The sequence below is a fragment of the Micromonospora cynarisoli genome, from assembly GCF_030518815.1.
GTDB classification, from domain to species: Bacteria; Actinomycetota; Actinomycetes; order Mycobacteriales; family Micromonosporaceae; genus Micromonospora; species Micromonospora wenchangensis.
Genome location: NZ_CP130426.1, coordinates 5,919,797 through 5,935,397 on the forward strand (window position 1 = coordinate 5,919,797; position 15,601 = coordinate 5,935,397).

Annotated in this window: 13 protein-coding genes; 7 read left to right on the forward strand and 6 right to left on the reverse strand. The window is 73.4% G+C overall.

Annotation, left to right across the window (positions count from 1 at the left end):
• Positions 1 to 50 precede the first annotated feature (50 nt).
• Entirely contained in the window at positions 51 to 1,478 is a 1,428-nt protein-coding gene (locus Q2K16_RS26100) for a UDP-glucose dehydrogenase family protein (protein ID WP_302740802.1), read from the reverse strand.
• 249 nt (positions 1,479 to 1,727) lie between these two features.
• Between Q2K16_RS26100 and Q2K16_RS26105 the strand changes: the two genes are divergently transcribed.
• Entirely contained in the window at positions 1,728 to 2,891 is a 1,164-nt protein-coding gene (locus Q2K16_RS26105; protein ID WP_302740803.1) for an acyl-CoA dehydrogenase family protein, read from the forward strand.
• Between the two features lie 248 nt (positions 2,892 to 3,139).
• Here the strand turns inward: Q2K16_RS26105 and Q2K16_RS26110 are convergent, their stop codons facing one another.
• Positions 3,140 to 3,814, reverse strand: a complete 675-nt coding sequence (locus Q2K16_RS26110; RefSeq protein ID WP_302740804.1) for a hypothetical protein — start codon at positions 3,812 to 3,814, stop codon at positions 3,140 to 3,142.
• A 23-nt stretch (positions 3,815 to 3,837) separates the two neighbouring features.
• Here Q2K16_RS26110 and Q2K16_RS26115 point away from each other — a divergent pair, with 23 nt between their 5' ends.
• On the forward strand, positions 3,838 to 4,353 hold the full coding sequence (locus tag Q2K16_RS26115; protein WP_302740805.1) for an acyl-CoA thioesterase: 516 nt from the start codon (positions 3,838 to 3,840) through the stop codon (positions 4,351 to 4,353).
• 490 nt (positions 4,354 to 4,843) lie between these two features.
• Entirely contained in the window at positions 4,844 to 6,820 is a 1,977-nt protein-coding gene (locus Q2K16_RS26120; RefSeq protein WP_302740806.1) for an acetoacetate--CoA ligase, read from the forward strand.
• A gap of 156 nt (positions 6,821 to 6,976) precedes the next feature.
• Here Q2K16_RS26120 and Q2K16_RS26125 read toward each other — a convergent pair whose 3' ends face one another.
• The gene (locus Q2K16_RS26125) at positions 6,977 to 7,666 is read right to left on the reverse strand and encodes a TIGR03089 family protein (protein WP_302740807.1); all 690 of its coding nucleotides are present in this window, start codon (positions 7,664 to 7,666) and stop codon (positions 6,977 to 6,979) included.
• A gap of 151 nt (positions 7,667 to 7,817) precedes the next feature.
• On the opposite strand from Q2K16_RS26125, the gene Q2K16_RS26130 reads away from it, so the two are divergent.
• Both Q2K16_RS26130 and Q2K16_RS26135 read left to right on the forward strand, forming a co-directional pair.
• A complete protein-coding gene (locus tag Q2K16_RS26130; RefSeq protein WP_302740808.1) occupies positions 7,818 to 8,963 on the forward strand; it encodes a glycosyltransferase family 4 protein in 1,146 nt (381 codons plus the stop codon).
• 63 nt (positions 8,964 to 9,026) lie between these two features.
• The gene (locus tag Q2K16_RS26135; RefSeq protein ID WP_302740809.1) at positions 9,027 to 10,118 is read left to right on the forward strand and encodes a mannose-1-phosphate guanylyltransferase; all 1,092 of its coding nucleotides are present in this window, start codon (positions 9,027 to 9,029) and stop codon (positions 10,116 to 10,118) included.
• An 83-nt stretch (positions 10,119 to 10,201) separates the two neighbouring features.
• Here the strand turns inward: Q2K16_RS26135 and Q2K16_RS26140 are convergent, their stop codons facing one another.
• Complete coding sequence (locus tag Q2K16_RS26140) at positions 10,202 to 10,843, reverse strand: NUDIX hydrolase (protein WP_302740810.1); 642 nt, start codon at positions 10,841 to 10,843, stop codon at positions 10,202 to 10,204.
• Positions 10,844 to 10,882: 39 nt separating this feature from the next.
• Between Q2K16_RS26140 and Q2K16_RS26145 the strand changes: the two genes are divergently transcribed.
• On the forward strand, positions 10,883 to 11,920 hold the full coding sequence (locus Q2K16_RS26145) for a hypothetical protein (protein ID WP_302740811.1): 1,038 nt from the start codon (positions 10,883 to 10,885) through the stop codon (positions 11,918 to 11,920).
• A 279-nt stretch (positions 11,921 to 12,199) separates the two neighbouring features.
• Positions 12,200 to 13,201, forward strand: coding sequence for an ArsR/SmtB family transcription factor (locus tag Q2K16_RS26150; protein ID WP_302740812.1), 1,002 nt, complete (start codon positions 12,200 to 12,202; stop codon positions 13,199 to 13,201).
• Positions 13,202 to 13,386: 185 nt separating this feature from the next.
• On the opposite strand, the gene Q2K16_RS26155 is transcribed toward Q2K16_RS26150, so the two are convergent.
• Positions 13,387 to 14,580, reverse strand: a complete 1,194-nt coding sequence (locus Q2K16_RS26155; RefSeq protein ID WP_302740813.1) for a coenzyme F420-0:L-glutamate ligase — start codon at positions 14,578 to 14,580, stop codon at positions 13,387 to 13,389.
• Positions 14,577 to 15,524 (reverse strand): 2-phospho-L-lactate transferase, encoded by a 948-nt coding sequence (cofD, locus tag Q2K16_RS26160; RefSeq protein WP_302740814.1) that lies wholly within the window; start codon positions 15,522 to 15,524, stop codon positions 14,577 to 14,579. Before cofD ends, Q2K16_RS26155 begins: the two co-directional genes overlap by 4 nt.
• Between the last annotated feature and the right edge of the window lie 77 nt (positions 15,525 to 15,601).

Here is a 15,601-nt window from a genome sequence, read left to right on the forward strand (position 1 = left end):
CGCGCCGGCGCGGGAAGGATCACCTCCCACGCCGGCGCGTCGCGGTGTCGTCAGGGGCGGCCCATGCCCCGGTAATCCCAGCCGGCCTGCGTCCACAGTGCCGCGTCGAGGCAGTTGCGGCCGTCGACGACCCGACGGCCGGCGGCCAGCTCGCCGAGGGCGACCGGATCGGCGTTGCGGAAGTCCGCCCACTCGGTGAGTACGCAGACCAGGTCGGCCCCGGAGACGGCGTCGTTCATGCTGGACTCGTAGACCAGCTCGGGGGCGATCCGGCGGGCGTTCTCGGTGCCCTGGGGGTCGTACACGTGCACGTCGGCCCCGGCCTTGGCGAGCAGTGCGGCGACGGCGAGGGCCGGGGCGTCGCGGACGTCGTCGGTGTTGGGTTTGAAGGTCGCGCCGAGCACCGCGATCCGGGTGCCGGAGAAGTCCGGGCCGGCCGGGCCGGAGCGGCGGCCGAGCAGGTCGGAGGCGAGCTGGAGGACCCGGGTACGGCGACGCAGGTTGATCAGGTCGACCTCGTGCAGGAAGCGCAGCGCCTCACCGGCGCCCAGCTCCTGGGCGCGGGCCTGGAAGGCGCGGATGTCCTTGGGCAGGCACGCGCCGCCGAAGCCGAGTCCGGCCTGGAGGAACCGGTTGCCGATCCGGGGGTCGTAGCCGATGGCGCGGGCGAGCTGGGTGACGTCGCCGCCGCTGGCCTCGCAGACCTCGGCCATCGCGTTGATGAAGGAGATCTTGGTGGCGAGGAAGGCGTTCGCGGCGACCTTGACCAGTTCGGCGGTGGCGAAGTCGGTGACCACCAGGGGGACCTCCCGGTCCTCGGTGGCGGCCAGGTCGAAGACGCCCTTGTGGGCGGCGTAGAGCATGGCGTTGGCCCACTCGGTCTTGACGCCGACCACGATCCGGTTGGGGCGCAGCACGTCGTCGACGGCGAAGCCCTCCTGGAGGAACTCGGGGCTCCAGGCCACCTCGACGGCCAGGTCGGTCGGGGTGTGCTTGCCGACGAGCTGTTCCACCCACTCGGCGGTGCCGACCGGCACGGTGGACTTGCCGACGATCAGCGCCTTGCGGGTGAGCTGCTGGGCCAGGGCGGTCACCGACGCCTCGACGTACGACAGGTCGGCGCCCATGCCGTCGGCCCGCTGGGGGGTGCCGACGCAGATGAAGTGCACGTCGCCGAAGTCGGCGGTCTCGGCGATGTCGGTCGAGAACCGCAGCCGGCCGGCGGCCAGGTTACGCCGCAGCAGCTCGTCGAGGCCCGGTTCGTGGATCGGCACCTCGCCCGCGTTCAGCTTGGCGATCTTGTCGGCGTCGACGTCGTAGCCGAGCACCTCGTAGCCGAGTTCTGCGTAGCAGATGGCGTACGTCGCGCCGAGGTAGCCGGTGCCCAGGAAGGTCACCCGGGGACGCGGCGCACCCGAGGGGGGCGTCACCGGGGAGATGGTCGGCGCCGGCTGGATGTTCGGGTACGGGATCGTCACGCCTGTCTTCTCCGCTCGCACTGGCGGCGCTTCACTGCGTCGCAATCGGCTGCGGCGCCTGGCCGGGCACCGATGGAAAACCTGTCGTTCGGTCAGCGTAGTTGTGCGCTGTCGGCGCCTGCCCGGCACGATCCTACCGGCCGGTAACGTGGTGGGGGGCCACGATGGCTATCCTTCAGTCTGCGGCAGTCGGCGGCCTGAAGACGGCACACAGACTGCGCATGATAGCGGTGAAAGGGGAGGGCCGACATGGCCGCAGATCAGACGTTCGACGTCTACCGGTTGCCCGAGGAGCATGACGCGGTCCGTGAGGCGGTCCGTGAGGTCTGTGCCGCCAAGGTGGCCCCGTACGCGGCCGAGGCCGACGAGACGGGGGAGTTTCCCAGGTCGTCGTACGAGGCGTTGCGTGCCGCCGATTTCCACGCCCCGCACGTCCCCGTGGAGTACGGCGGCGCGGGTGCGGACGCTCTGGCCACCGCGATCGTCATCGAGGAGGTGGCCCGCGCCTGCGCCTCGTCGTCGCTGATCCCGGCGGTGAACAAGCTGGGCACGATGCCGTTGCTGCTGGCCGGGTCGGAGGAGTTGAAGCGGCGGTACCTGACGCCGGTGGCGGCGGGGGAGGCGATGTTCTCGTACTGCCTGTCCGAGCCCGAGGCCGGCAGCGACGCGGCGTCGATGACCACCCGGGCCGTCCGCGACGGGGACCACTGGGTCCTCAACGGCGTGAAACGGTGGATCACCAACGCCGGAGTCTCGGAGTTCTACACCGTGTTCGCCGTCACCGACCCGGCGGCCCGCTCCCGGGGCATCTCCGCGTTCGTGGTGGAGAAGTCCGACCCCGGGGTCAGCTTCGGCGCACCCGAGAAGAAACTCGGCATCAAGGGCTCCCCCACCCGCGAGGTGTACTTCGACAACGTGCGGATTCCGGCCGACCGGATCATCGGGGAGCCGGGGACCGGGTTCGGCACGGCGATGCGGACCTTGGACCACACCCGGGTCACCATCGCCGCCCAGGCCGTCGGGATCGCCCAGGGCGCCCTCGACTACGCCAAGGGCTACGTCCAGGAACGCCAACAGTTCGGCAAACCGGTCGCCGAGTTCCAGGGGGTGCAGTTCATGCTCGCCGACATGGGCATGAAACTCGAAGCCGCCCGGCAGTTGACGTACACGGCGGCCGGGAAGTCCGAACGCGGTGACGCCGACCTGACCTACTTCGGCGCCGCGGCCAAGTGCTTCGCCTCCGACGCCGCCATAGAGATCACCACCGACGCGGTGCAGTTGCTCGGCGGCTACGGCTACACCCGCGACTACCCCGTCGAACGCATGATGCGCGACGCCAAGATCACCCAAATCTACGAAGGCACCAACCAGGTCCAACGCATCGTCATGGCCCGCCAACTCCTCAAGAACTGACCACGCCCGGCCCGGTGTCGGCCGCTCCGGTCCCTCGTCTGCCGCTCCGGGCTCGTGCCGGCTCATCCGGGCTCGTGCCGGCACACCCGGTCCTGTCTCAGCTCATCCGGGCTCGTCTCGGCCCATCCGGGCTCGTGCCGGCTGCCTCCGGGCTCGTGTCGGCTCATCCGGGGCTGCGGCTGGACGACGGCGGTGCCGCCGCCCGATCCGTGTGGGGTGGGCCGGTCGACCGGCCCACCCCGTGCCGGTCAACGGTTGTCGGTGCTGCTCTCCGGCTTCGCGCCGTAGCGCGGCGGCGCGGACCACGGCGACTCGCTGCTGGTCCGCCGGGGCAGCGGCTCGGTCGGGGTGTCCAGATCGGGGTAGCCCAGGGTGAGCGGGGCGGTGTCCGGCTCGCTGCGGGCCGGCGGGGGCGGCGGCCAGTCGCTCGCGGCGAAACCGGGCGGCGGCGGGGCGTCGTCGGCCGGGGCCGGGGCCGGTTCCGCGCCGGTCGCCGGCTGCGGCCAGCGCCGCCACCGCTGGGCGCTGAACACGGCCATCAGCAGCAGCAGGCCGATCAGGAACAGAGTGCCGTCCTGCACCGGCTGGCGCAGCGGCAGCGGGTCACCGAGCACCTTCCAGTCGCTCGGGATCCGGTCGAGCACGGTGAACGGTGCGATGAACATCCCGACGTACGGGGTGACCAGCAGCAGCCCGGCGACGAGCGGGCCGACCGGCGAGGTGCGCAGCGTGCCGACCAGGCCGAGCAGGATGCCGGCGACGCCGAGGTAGACGGCCGGCTCGATCAGGTTGGCCGTGTTGTACGTGCCGATCTCCACCCAGCGGTCCACGGTCCGGCCCGACCCGTCCTGCCCGAGAGTGATCAACACCCACGTGACGGGCGCCACCACCAACCCGGCGAGGAAGCTCCAGAGATGTCGCATTGGCGCACCGTACCGTTTCTGCCATGACCGAGCACCCCACCACCCCCGCCGGCAAGCCGACGTCGTACTCCCGGGTCACGCTGAGTCGCATCATGACCGCCGTCGATGTCAATCTGTACGGGACCGTGCACGGTGGGGTGTTGATGAAGTTCGTCGACGACGTGGCCGGAGCGGCGGCGGCCCGGCACAGCGGCGGTACGGCGGTGACCGCCTCGATCGACGAGATCGTCTTCTCCGAACCCGTCCGGGTGGGCGATCTGGTACACGCCCACGCCCAGGTCAACTGGACCGGCAACACCTCGATGGAGGTGGGCGTGAAGGTGGTCGCCGAGCGGTGGGACTCGGCCGAGGACGAACCGGTCCGGGTGGCCACCGCGTACCTGGTGTTCGTGGGGGTGGACGTGAGCGGCGCGCCCCGGGCGGTCCGTCCGGTGCTCACGGAGACCGCCGAGGACGAACGCCGCTACAAGGAGGCCGAGATCCGCCGCGCCCACCGCCTCGCCAAACGCCGCGCCATCCAAGCCCACCGCGCCTCCTGACCCCGCCCGCTTCCTGACCCCGCATGCTTTCGCCCCGCCCGCTTTCGCCCCGGTGATCAAGAGGTTTGCGTCAGTGTGCGGCGCGAGACTGACGCAAACCTCTTGATCACCGGGGAGTGGGTCGGTGATCAAGAGGTTTGCGTCAACTTCAGGCTGAGAGCTGACTCGAATCTCTTGATCACCGAGCCCGGCCGAGCGAGCCCGGCTGTGGCCTCGGGCCCGGCTTAGCCCCAGTCCCAGGCTGCGCCCTGGCCCCCAGCCCCAGCCCCAGCCCCGGCCTGGCCCACGCCCAGTTCAGCCCGGCCGAGCCCGGCCTCCAGCCCGAGGCCGGCCCCTGGGGTGGAGGGCTGTGTGTGCAGGTGGGGACGGATTGTGTGCGCGGGGCACGTTTCCGTGTCGGGTCCCGGTGTGGATGATGGCGCTGCGAGGTAGGCAAGATGGCGGCATGGCCGGACACAGTGCCGTGTGGGGCCTCAGGGAGGGTGGAGCGGTGGGTGACGTGCTGTGGACGCCGCCGGTGGACGTACGCGAGCGGTCCCGGATCGGGGGCTACCTGCGGTGGCTGCGGGAGCACCGGGGGTTGGACTTCGCCGACTACGACGCGCTGTGGCAGTGGTCGGTCACCGACCTGGACGCCTTCTGGCGTTCGATCTGGGACTACTTCGCGGTGGTGGCGCACACCCCGCCGACGGCGACCCTGGGCGAGGCGGCGATGCCCGGTGCCAGGTGGTTCCCCGGCGCGACGCTCAACTACGCCGAGAACGTGCTGCGGATGCCCGGCCGGGCCGACGACGATCCGGTGGTGGTCGCGCACTCCCAGACCCGCCCGCCGGTCACCCTGACCGCCGCCGAGCTGCGGGAGCAGGTCCGCCGGGTGGCGGCCGGGCTGCGCCGGCTCGGCGTCGTCGCCGGGGACCGGGTGGCCGCGTACGCGCCCAACGTCCCCGAGACGTACGTGCTGTTGCTGGCGACCAGCAGCCTCGGGGCGATCTTCTCGTCCTGCGCCCCGGAGTTCGGCACCCGTAGTGTCGTCGACCGCTGGCAGCAGATCGCCCCGAAGGTCCTGGTGGCCGTGGACGGCTACCGGTACGGCGACAAGCCGGTCGACAGGCGGGCCGAGGTGGCCGCCATCCGGGCCGCCCTGCCGTCGCTGACCCACACCGTCCACGTGCCCTACCTGCACCCGACCGGCTCCGCCGACGTACCGCAGGATGGTCTGAGCTGGGCCGAGCTGGCGGCGGAGACCGACGAGCCGTTGACCTTCACCCCGGTCCCGTTCGACCACCCGCTCTACGTGCTCTACTCATCGGGCACCACCGGGCTGCCGAAGCCGATCGTGCACGGCCACGGCGGCATCCTGCTGGAACACCTCAAGATGCTGGCCCTGCACCACGATCTCGGCCCGGCCGACAGGTTCTTCTGGTTCACCACCACCGGCTGGATGATGTGGAACTTCCTGGTCTCCGGGCCGGCCGTCGGGGCGACGATCGTGCTGTTCGACGGCAACCCCGGCCACCCCGACCTGGGTGCGCTGTGGCGGTTGGCCGAGGAGACCGGCACCACCTACTTCGGTACGTCCGCGCCGTTTCTGCTGGCCTGCCGCAAGGCCGGCCTGGTGCCGAGGGACGTCGCCGACCTGTCCGCGCTGCGCGGGGTCGGCTCCACCGGCGCGCCGCTGCCCGCCGAGGGCTTCACCTGGGTGTACGACACGGTCGGCACCGACCTCCAGCTCCAGTCCCTGTCCGGTGGGACGGACGTCTGCACCGGTTTCGTCGGCGGGGTGCCGCTGCTGCCGGTGCACGCCGGCGAGATCACCTGCCGGGCGCTCGGGGCGAAGGTGGAGGCCCGCTCGTCCGACGGCACCCCGGTCCTCGGCGAACTGGGCGAGTTGGTGATCACCGCGCCGATGCCGAGCATGCCGGTGGGGTTCTGGAACGACCCGGACGGCAGCCGCTACGCCGAGGCGTACTTCGACGTCTATCCCGGTGTGTGGCGGCACGGTGACTGGATCACCATCAACGAGCGGGGCGGCTGCGTGATCACCGGCCGCTCCGACGCCACCCTCAACCGGGGCGGCGTACGGCTCGGCACGGCCGAGTTCTACTCGGTGGTGGAGGGCCTCGACGAGGTGGTCGACTCGGTCGTGGTGCACCTGGAGGACGACGAGGGCGGCGCGGGGGAGCTGCTGCTGTTCGTGGTGCTCGCCGAGGGTCTGGAACTCGACGACGCGCTGCGTAGGAAGATCGCCCGGGAGTTGCGTACCGCGCTGTCGCCCCGGCACATCCCCGACGAGATCCACCAGGTCAGGGCGGTGCCCCGCACCCTGTCGTCCAAGAAGCTGGAGGTTCCGGTCAAGAAGATCCTCACCGGCACCCCGGTCGAGTCGGCCGCCGCGAAGGGCGCCCTTGCCAACCCCGAGTCCCTGACCGCCTTCGCCACCTTCGCCCAAACCCGCCCCGCCCCGTAACCCGCCCCGCCCCGCCCCGCCCCGCCCCGCCCCGCCCCGCCCCGCCCCGTCGATCATGGAGTTGTGGTGCCCCGCAAAAGGGGCGAAAGGCTAATTTTCTCCCACCATTACTCCATGATCGACTCAGCGTCGGAGGGGAGGGCGGGGGAGGGGGAGTCAGGGCAGGGTGTGGGTGGTGCGTTCGGTTTCGGCGCGGGTGGGGAGACGGGAGCGGTCGGCGTTGCCGGTCAGCACGACCGTCGCCCCCCGCAGCAGCGGGGCGAGCAGCCAGTCGCGCGGGTCGGGGTGGACCGCCGCGTCGACGAGCAGCCGGTCGCCGGGGGAGATGCCGAGGGCCGTGGCGCGGGCCTCCGCCTCGGCCAGCAGGTCCGCCTCGGCCGGATCGCCCTGGGTGGACGGCGTGAAGTGGTCACCCTGGGTGCGTACCTCGACCACGTAGTCGGCGAACCCGGCGGGGACCTCGCGCAGCGGGGCGGCGAACGGGGCGAGCGCCAGCGCGTAGCGGTCGCCGGCCGGCCAGGCGTCCACCTCGGCCACCCGGTCGGCGGCGGCGAAGAGCACGTCCACGGCAGCCGGCTCGTCACGCACCGTCAACCCGGCGGACCAGCAGCCGAGCAGCACCGCGGCGGTCTGCCAGTGCGGCGGCAGCAGCACCCCGGCCGAATCGCCGCGGCTCAGGGCCAGCTCGTCGACGAGCAGGTTGGCGGTCTTGGCCACCCAGTTCGCCAGGGTCGCGCCGGAGAGTTCGGTGCGTTCGCCGGTGGCGTCGTCGTACCAGGTCAGCAGGGGGCGGGCGGGGTCGGCCGCGATCGCGGCGGCGAACACCCGGGCAATGTTGTCGGCCATCGGCGCGAACGATACGCCCCTGCCGTCCGTATCCGATGGCGATGACAAGTCGGCGTACGGTCGGGTCGGAGTCAGCGTCCGCGCCGCGCTCCGGCGTAGGCTTGCCCGGAGTGTTGTTCCCCACAGACCCGCCACTGCAAGGAGTCGCCCCGTGACCGCCGGTCGCCCGCCCCGCGTGCTCATCGACGCCACGAGTGTCCCCGCCGACCGAGGCGGCGTCGGTAGATACGTCGATGGCCTGCTCGGCGCCCTGGGCACAGTGTGCGGTCAGACGGTCGACCTGGTCGTGGTGAGCCTCCGCACCGACCTGGAGCGCTACGCCCGGATGCTGCCCGGGGCCGAGGTGATCCCCGCCCCGGCCGCCGTCGCCCACCGCCCGGCCCGGCTCGCCTGGGAGCAGACCGGCCTGCCGCTGCTCGCCCAGCAGGTCGGTGCCGAGGTGCTGCACTCGCCGTTCTACACCTGCCCGCTGCGGGCCGGCTGCCCGGTCACGGTGACCGTGCACGATGCGACGTTCTTCACCGAGCCGGAGCACTACGACAAGTCCCGCCGGACGTTCTTCCGCAGCGCGATCAAGACGTCGCTGCGCCGGGCCAACCGGGTGATCGTGCCGAGCAAGGCCACCCGCGACGAGTTGATCCGGCTGCTCGACGCCGACCCGACCCGGATCGACGTGGCCTACCACGGGGTCGACCAGCAGGCCTTCCACGCCCCGGGCGAGGAGGAGAAGGCCCGGGTACGGGCCCGGCTCGGGCTCGGCGGCAGCAGCTACGTCGCCTTCCTCGGGGCCAAGGAGCCGCGCAAGAACGTACCCAATCTGATCCGGGGTTGGGCGCGGGCGGTGGCCGACCGGGCGGACCCGCCGGCCCTGGTGGTCGCCGGCGGCCAGGGGCACGACGACGACATCGACCGCGCGGTGGCCGAGGTCCCCTCGCACCTGCGGCTGCTACGCCCCGGCTACCTGCGCTACGCCGACCTGCCCGGATTCCTCGGCGGCGCGCTGGTCGCCGCCTACCCGTCGTACGGTGAGGGGTTCGGTCTGCCGATCCTGGAGGCGATGGCCTGCGCCGCGCCGGTGCTCACCACGCCCCGGCTGTCGCTGCCCGAGGTGGGCGGCGACGCGGTCGCCTACACCAGCGAGGACGCGGACCAGATCGCCACCGACCTGGCCGCCCTGCTCGACGACGAGCAGCGCCGGTTGTCGCTGGCCAAGGCGGGCTTCGACCGGGCCAAGGAGTTCACCTGGGCGTCCAGCGCCGAGGTGCACATCGCCGCGTGGAGCCGGGCCCGTTCCTGAGTGGTCCCTGACGGTACGGCCGAGCCGCCATCCGACCTGGGACGGTTCGGGCATGATGTGCTGATGCTCTACGCCGTCATCCCGGCGGGTGGCAGCGGCACGAGGTTGTGGCCGCTGTCCCGCGCGGGGCACCCCAAGTTCCTCCACCCGCTCACCGGCACCGACGCGTCGCTGCTCCAGGCGACCGTCGACCGGCTGACGCCGCTGACCACACCGGAGCGTGTCCTGGTGGTCACCGGCGTCGCCCACGCGGCGGCGGTGGCCCGGCAACTGCGTGGGGTGCCCGAGGAGAACATCCTGGTGGAGCCGTCCCCCCGGGACTCCTGCGCGGCGATCGCGCTGGCGGCGGCGGTGATCGCCCGACGCGACGGGTCGGCGGTGATGGGCTCGTTCGCCGCCGACCACCTGATCCGGGACCCGGCCGCCTGGGTGCGGACCGTCCGGGCGGCGGTCCAGGGGGCCGAGCAGGGTCTGCTGATGACGGTGGGGATCACCCCGACCCGGGCCGAGACCGGCTACGGCTACCTGGAGACCGGGGAGCCGACCGGTGACGGGCCGCTGCGCCCGGTGACCGAGTTCAAGGAGAAGCCGGCCGCGCCGGTCGCCGAGGCGTACCTGCGCTCGGGTCGGCACCTCTGGAACGCCAGCATGTTCGTCTGGCGGGTGGACGTCTTCCTCGCCGAGCTGGCCCGCCAGCAGCCGGACCTGCACGCCGGGGTGACCGCGATCGCGGCGGCCTGGGGCGGCCCCGAGCAGGACGACGTCCTCGGCACGGTCTGGCCGACACTGCCGAAGATCTCCGTCGACTACGCGGTGATGGAGGGCGCGGCCACCGCCGGCCGGGTCGCCACGGTGCCTGGCGACTTCGGCTGGAACGACGTCGGCGACTTCCACACCCTCGGCGAGGTGCTGCCGGCAGACCCGGACGGCAACGTGGTGCTGGGGGCCGACGCCAAGCCGGGGGTGCTGTTGCACGACGCCCACGACCTGGTGGTGGTGCCGCAGTCGGGTCGGCTGGTGGCCGCCCTCGGGGTCCGTGACCTGATCGTGGTGGACACCCCCGACGCGGTGCTGGTGTGCCCGCGTGACCGGGCGCAGGACGTCAAGGCCCTGGTCGACGAGCTGAAGGCCCGGGGCGAGGACGGCCTGGTCTGAACCACCGGACGGCCCGACCCCCGCCCGGCGGCGGCACGCTCCGACCGCCGGGCGGCCCGACCGCGGGCGGGGCCGGAGCGCGGTCAGCGGGGCCGGCGGGCGTGGACGGCCAGGGCCGGCGCGACGAGCTTGGCGGTCCCGCCGGCGAGCGGCTCCGGGAGCCGGCCGGTGGGGAACCAGCCGAGCGCCTCCGACTCGTCGCTGACCTGCTCGACCGCGCCCGGCGGGGCGAAGGCCGCGAACCGGACGTCGTGGTGCAGCGAACCGCCCTGGCAGCGCACCTGGTGGATGTCCACGTCGATCGGTACGGGGTGGATGACCAGCCCGGGAATGCCGGACTCCTCGGTGGCCTCGCGTAGTGCCGCCCCGGCCAGCGTCGCGTCACCCGGTTCGCAGTGCCCGCCCAACTGCACCCAGCGGTGCAGCTTTCCGTGCAGGCAGAGCAGCACCCGTTCCCCGGCGGCGTCCAGGATCAGCGCGCTCGCGGTGAGGTGACCCGGCAGGTGGTGGCGGGTCAGCGCGACCGGGCCGTCGGCGAGCAGGTCGAGGGTGCGGTCCCGGGCCCCGGCGGCGGCCGGCCCGGTCGGCGTCCATCCGGTCAGCACCGCCACCGCGTCCGCGTGCAGCGCCACGTTCCCGCCGGCACCTGGCGGCCCGGCGGGGTGGGGCGGGGTGGTCGCGGCGGCCGGGGGACGGGCGGGGACGGTGGGGAAGGCGTCGGGCATTCCGACACTCTACGAGCGCGCGCTCCGTACCCTGGCGCGGTGAGCCTGAGACTTCTGGAGTTCGTGGTCGCCGGCAACGAGGCCAGCGACCTGTTGCCGGTCCGCTCCCGGTCGCTGCTGCGGGCGCACGACGCCGTACGTGGTTTCTGGACGGTGCTCGACGAGGGGCCTGTGGAGCACTGTCTGGCCCTGCTGCTGGAACGTACCGACGGCGAGTGGGTCGCCCACCACGTGCAGGCCGACGCCGGGGTCGAGAACGGCCGCACCGAGGACGGCGAGGCGCTTGCCGCACACGACGGCTGGGTGTACGTCTTCGGGTCGCACTTCGGGTCCAAGGCCGGCCCGCTGCGCCCCCGCCGGGCGTTCGTGGCCCGCTTCCGCGAGGACGACGCGGCCACCGGGACGCTGCCGGTGCAGGTGGTCCGCAACCGGTTCCGGGTGCACCGGGCGGTCAACGACGTGCTGGTGAAGGCGGCGTTCACCCCGTTGCCGCCGGGTGCGCGGGTGCGCCAGCGGTTCATCGGCGAGACGGTGGCCCGGGGCACCGCGCGGGCCAAGTCCTGGGTACGCCGGCTGGCCGACGACGACCTGCCGCTGAACGTGGAGGCGGCGGCGTTCACCCCGGCGGGGACGGTGCTGCTCGGGTTGCGTTTCCCGGTGACCGTGGACGGGGAACCGGTCCTGGTCGAGCTGGCCGGGGTGCCGGAGATGTTCACCCCGGGCGGCGGCTGGCCGCGTGCCGGCCGCGCGTACGTGCTGACCGGGGTGACCCCGCCCGGTGCGCTTGTCGGCTTCCGCGCGGTCACCCCGACCGCCGACGGCGGGTACGCGGCGGTGGTCGGCTCGATCGACGCGCTGGGCAAGGGATCGGTGCTGCTGGACGACCACCCCACCGGCGGCGAGGTCACCTCGCGGCACGTCCGGTTCCGGTGGGAGCCGACCGACGACGGCCGGATCGCCGGCGAGGTGGTGGCCGAGCTGGCACCGTTCCGGCACGTCGAGGGGGTGGCCGAGATGGACGGACGCAGCTTCTACGTCACCGACGAGGACCACCGGGTGGCGCTCTGGATCGGCTGACCCCACCCGCCACAGGGGCGGTGGGGCCCGGGTGACACCTCTGCGGAACCAGGGCCGCAGACCCTCGTAGTGCCTCCCGGGCGCCACCTTCGGTGGACCCCGACCCGCCCGACCGGCAGCGAGAAGAACCCCGCGTGTCGTACCGGGCAGTAGGAGCATGCCAACCGGCGGGACGGGCGTCGAGGTCTTTCAGTCCACGCTTAAAAGTGGAGATAAGTGCCGCCCGGTACAGTTCAGTGGGTCGGCGGGCCTCCCCCTGCCCCGCCCCAGGAGCGCTCCATGCTGACCATCCACTTCTCCCGGGAGGACATCCTCCGGACCCGGGTCGCCCCCGCCGCCGACCCGGTCTGGGAGCTGGTCCTCAGCCTGCACCTGCTTCAGGGGCGGACCCGCGACCCGCTGATGGCGCGCTGGCGTCAGGGGGTCGCCGCCGGGTTGCGCCGGGACACCGCAGCCGACCAGTTCCGGCTGCTGTTCGCGCTGAACCCGCCCCGGGGCTACTTCCCCGACTTCCTCACCCCCTACCAGAGCCTCGGCGGTTTCGAGGCGGGCCTGGACGCCGTCCGGTCCACCCCGACCGAGCTGCTGCGCCGCGATCTGAACCTGCTGGCCGAGACGAACCCGCTGCCGTCGTCGGCCGCCGCGCTCGCCCGGGGCGAGCCGGAGGTGCTGCGCCACCTGACCGAGTCGATGACGCAGTACCGGTCGGTGGCGATCGACCCGTACTGGGGTCGGATCAGGGCAGCCGTGGAGGCCGACCGCGCGGTCCGGGCCCGGGCGCTGCTCGACGGTGGCGCGGAGGGGCTGCTGGCGAGCCTGCGGCCGGGCATGCGCTGGGATTCCGGCGTGCTCCAGGTCGTGGACTATCCGAACCGGCGGGAGTTGCACCTGGACGGTCGGGGGCTGCTGCTGGTGCCGTCGTTCTTCTGCGCGCGTACCCCGGTCGCGCTGCTCGACCCGGCGCTGCCGCCGGTGCTGGTCTACCCGGCCGACCGGCTCGGCGGGTTGGACCCGCCACCGGGGGAGGGCGGCCGGCCCGCCGGGGGCGGCGGCCGGGAGGCGCTGGCGGCGCTGCTGGGCCGCACCCGCGCGGCGGTGCTCGAAGCCAGCGACGACGGCGCGACCACGGGCGAGGTGGCCCGCCGGCTGCACATCTCGGCCGCTGCGGCCAGCCAGCACACCGCCGTGCTGCGCAACGCCGGCCTGCTGGTCAGCCGGCGGGACCGCAACACGGTCCTACACACCCTGACCCCGCTCGGTCGGGCCATGCTCGACGCCTGACCCTGCGGGGCGGCGGGGCGGCGGGGCGGCGGGGCGGCTCAATGGTGCGGAAGTTGCGGTGTCCCGTGGAGCGGATACCGCAACGTCGGTGACCGTGTGTCGATCACCGCCGGGCCATCGGCCGTCGGCCCGATCACCGCCGGCCCGGCCGTCGGGCGGCCGGCCCGACGGGTCGGCCCGGCCGGTCAGAGAGCCAGGCAGGCGCTGGCGATGCTGCCCGTCGGCGGTGGCAGCAGGGTGGACGGGACGCCCTCGGCGGCCAGCGCGATCCGCAGCCGGTGCAGGTCGGCACCGAAGCGCACCAGATCGGGCTGGTCGACCGGGGTGGGTGCCGCGCCGAGCACCAGTCCGGTGGCCCCGGCCGGCCATCCGTCGACGGTGGCGGCGAGGCCGGCGCGTGCCTCGTCGTCGGTGACGTGGGTGAAGATGGTGCCGGGGGCGACGACCGTCGCCACGGCGGCGATGGCCCGGTCGACGGCGGCGGGGTCGGCGGGTGTCGCGCCGGGTCCGTCGGCGAGGGTCGCGGCGGCCCGCAGGCCGGCCGCCGTCGCCTCGGCGGTGCCGAGCGAGAACAGGTCCAGCGCGCTCTCCCGCACCAGGGCGGCGGCTCCGACGCCGTCGTCGACCAGTCGGACCGCCGGCCGGTCGTCCCGGCCGTCGCCCTCGGCCGACCGAGGGCCCACGCCGTCGCCGTCGGCCGGCGGGCGCTCCCGGACACCGTCGGCCGGCGATGACGTCGCGGGCAGGTAGCCGCGGACCACCGCCACCGGCACCTGGTCGCACTTGCCCTTGATCAGTTCACCCGCGCCGGCCAGTTCGTCGACCACCGCCATCTGGGTCAGTTGCAGCTCGTTGCCGTACGGGTCGACCTCGCCCCGGTGGTCCCGGATCGCGGCCATCCCGGCGACCCCGAGCGCCACGTCGGTCAGCCCGTTGCGCCAGGGCCGGCCCATCGTGTCGCTGACGATCACCGCGACGTCGAGCCGGTAGCGGTCCCGCAGGGCGGCGCGCAGCGCCCGGGCGGACGCGTCCGGGTCGACCGGGAGCAGCACCAGCCGGGTCTTGTCGACGTTCGACGCGTCGATCCCGGCGGAGGCCATCACGAAGCCGTGGTGGGTCTGCACGATCCGGGTCGCCCCCCGGGTCGCCACCACCCGGGCGGTTTCGGCGGCGAGCACCTCGTCCCGGGCGGCGAGCCGTTCCGGCCCGTCGGCCGGCACGTCCACCAGCCGGCCCTCCGCCTTCGACACGATCTTGCTGGTGACCACCAGGACGTCGCCGTCGCGCAGCCACGGCGCGGCCGTGCCGATCAGCACCGCCAGGTCGTCGCCCTCGGTCACGTCGCCGATGCCGTGCACCGGCAGGATCTCCAGTCTCACACCAGCTCCATCGCGGCCCGGACCATCGCCGTGGTCGCCGTCTCGTCGGTCATCCGCAGCGGAACCGCGCGGACGGTCACCCCGGGCACCGTCACCCCGTCGTCCTCGGGCGCGACCAGCCAGCCGTCGAGCAGGCCGCCCTCGCTGCGCCCGCCGTAGAGCCGGCCCACCCCGGCCGCGCTGCACTCGACGTCGAGGACCTCCAGGCAGCGGTCGGCCATCCCGCGTACCGGTGCGCCGCCGATGATCGGGGACACCCCGACGACCGGGGCGGGGCCGGTGGCGACCGCGTCGCGCAGCCCGGGGACCGCCAGCACCGGCGCGACGCTCACCACCGGGTTGCTGGGCGCGACCAGCACCACGTCGGCGGCGGCCAGCGCCTCGGTCACCCCGGGGGCCGGTTTGGCGCTGTCCGCGCCGACGAAGACGAACCGGTCGGTGGGCACGCCCGCCCGGTACCGGACCCACCACTCCTGGAAGTGGATGGCCCGCCGGTCGCCGTCCAGGTCGACCACCGCGTGCGTCTCCAGCCGGTCGTCGGTGGCCGGCAGCAGCCGTACGCCTGGCTGCCAGCGTGCGGCCAGCGCCTCGGTGACCTGCGACAACGGATAGCCAGCGTTGATCATGGTGGTGCGCACCAGGTGGGTGGCGACGTCCTTGTCACCCAGGTTGAACCAGCCCGGCTCGGCCCCGTACGCGGCCAGCTCCTGCCTGATCGTCCAGCTCTCGCCGACCCGCCCCCACCCGCGTTCGGGGTCGGCGCCCCCGCCGAGGGTGTAGAGGACGCTGTCCAGATCGGGGCAGACCTTGAGGCCGTGCAGGTAGAGGTCGTCGCCGACGTTGACCACGGCGGTCACCTCGGCGCCCACCTCGCGGGCGTACGCCCGGACGCCGAGCAGGAATCGGGCGCCCCCGATCCCGCCGGTCAGAACCACGATGCGCATGCCGTCCATCCTCCCGTACGGGACGTGTCCCGCCGCCGGGCGGCCCGGGAGACTAGGCTCACGTCGGCCTCTGTCCG

Excerpts from the sequence above, each read along its gene's own strand:
- Q2K16_RS26105 (WP_302740803.1), top strand. The coding sequence starts at position 1,728 with ATGGCCGCAGATCAGACGTTCGACGTCTACCGGTTGCCCGAGGAGCAT.
- Q2K16_RS26110 (WP_302740804.1), bottom strand. The coding sequence starts at position 3,814 with ATGCGACATCTCTGGAGCTTCCTCGCCGGGTTGGTGGTGGCGCCCGTC.
- Q2K16_RS26115 (WP_302740805.1), top strand. The coding sequence starts at position 3,838 with ATGACCGAGCACCCCACCACCCCCGCCGGCAAGCCGACGTCGTACTCC.
- Q2K16_RS26125 (WP_302740807.1), bottom strand. The coding sequence starts at position 7,666 with ATGGCCGACAACATTGCCCGGGTGTTCGCCGCCGCGATCGCGGCCGAC.
- Q2K16_RS26135 (WP_302740809.1), top strand. The coding sequence starts at position 9,027 with ATGCTCTACGCCGTCATCCCGGCGGGTGGCAGCGGCACGAGGTTGTGG.
- Q2K16_RS26140 (WP_302740810.1), bottom strand. The coding sequence starts at position 10,843 with ATGCCCGACGCCTTCCCCACCGTCCCCGCCCGTCCCCCGGCCGCCGCG.
- Q2K16_RS26150 (WP_302740812.1), top strand. The coding sequence starts at position 12,200 with ATGCTGACCATCCACTTCTCCCGGGAGGACATCCTCCGGACCCGGGTC.
- cofD (WP_302740814.1), bottom strand. The coding sequence starts at position 15,524 with ATGCGCATCGTGGTTCTGACCGGCGGGATCGGGGGCGCCCGATTCCTG.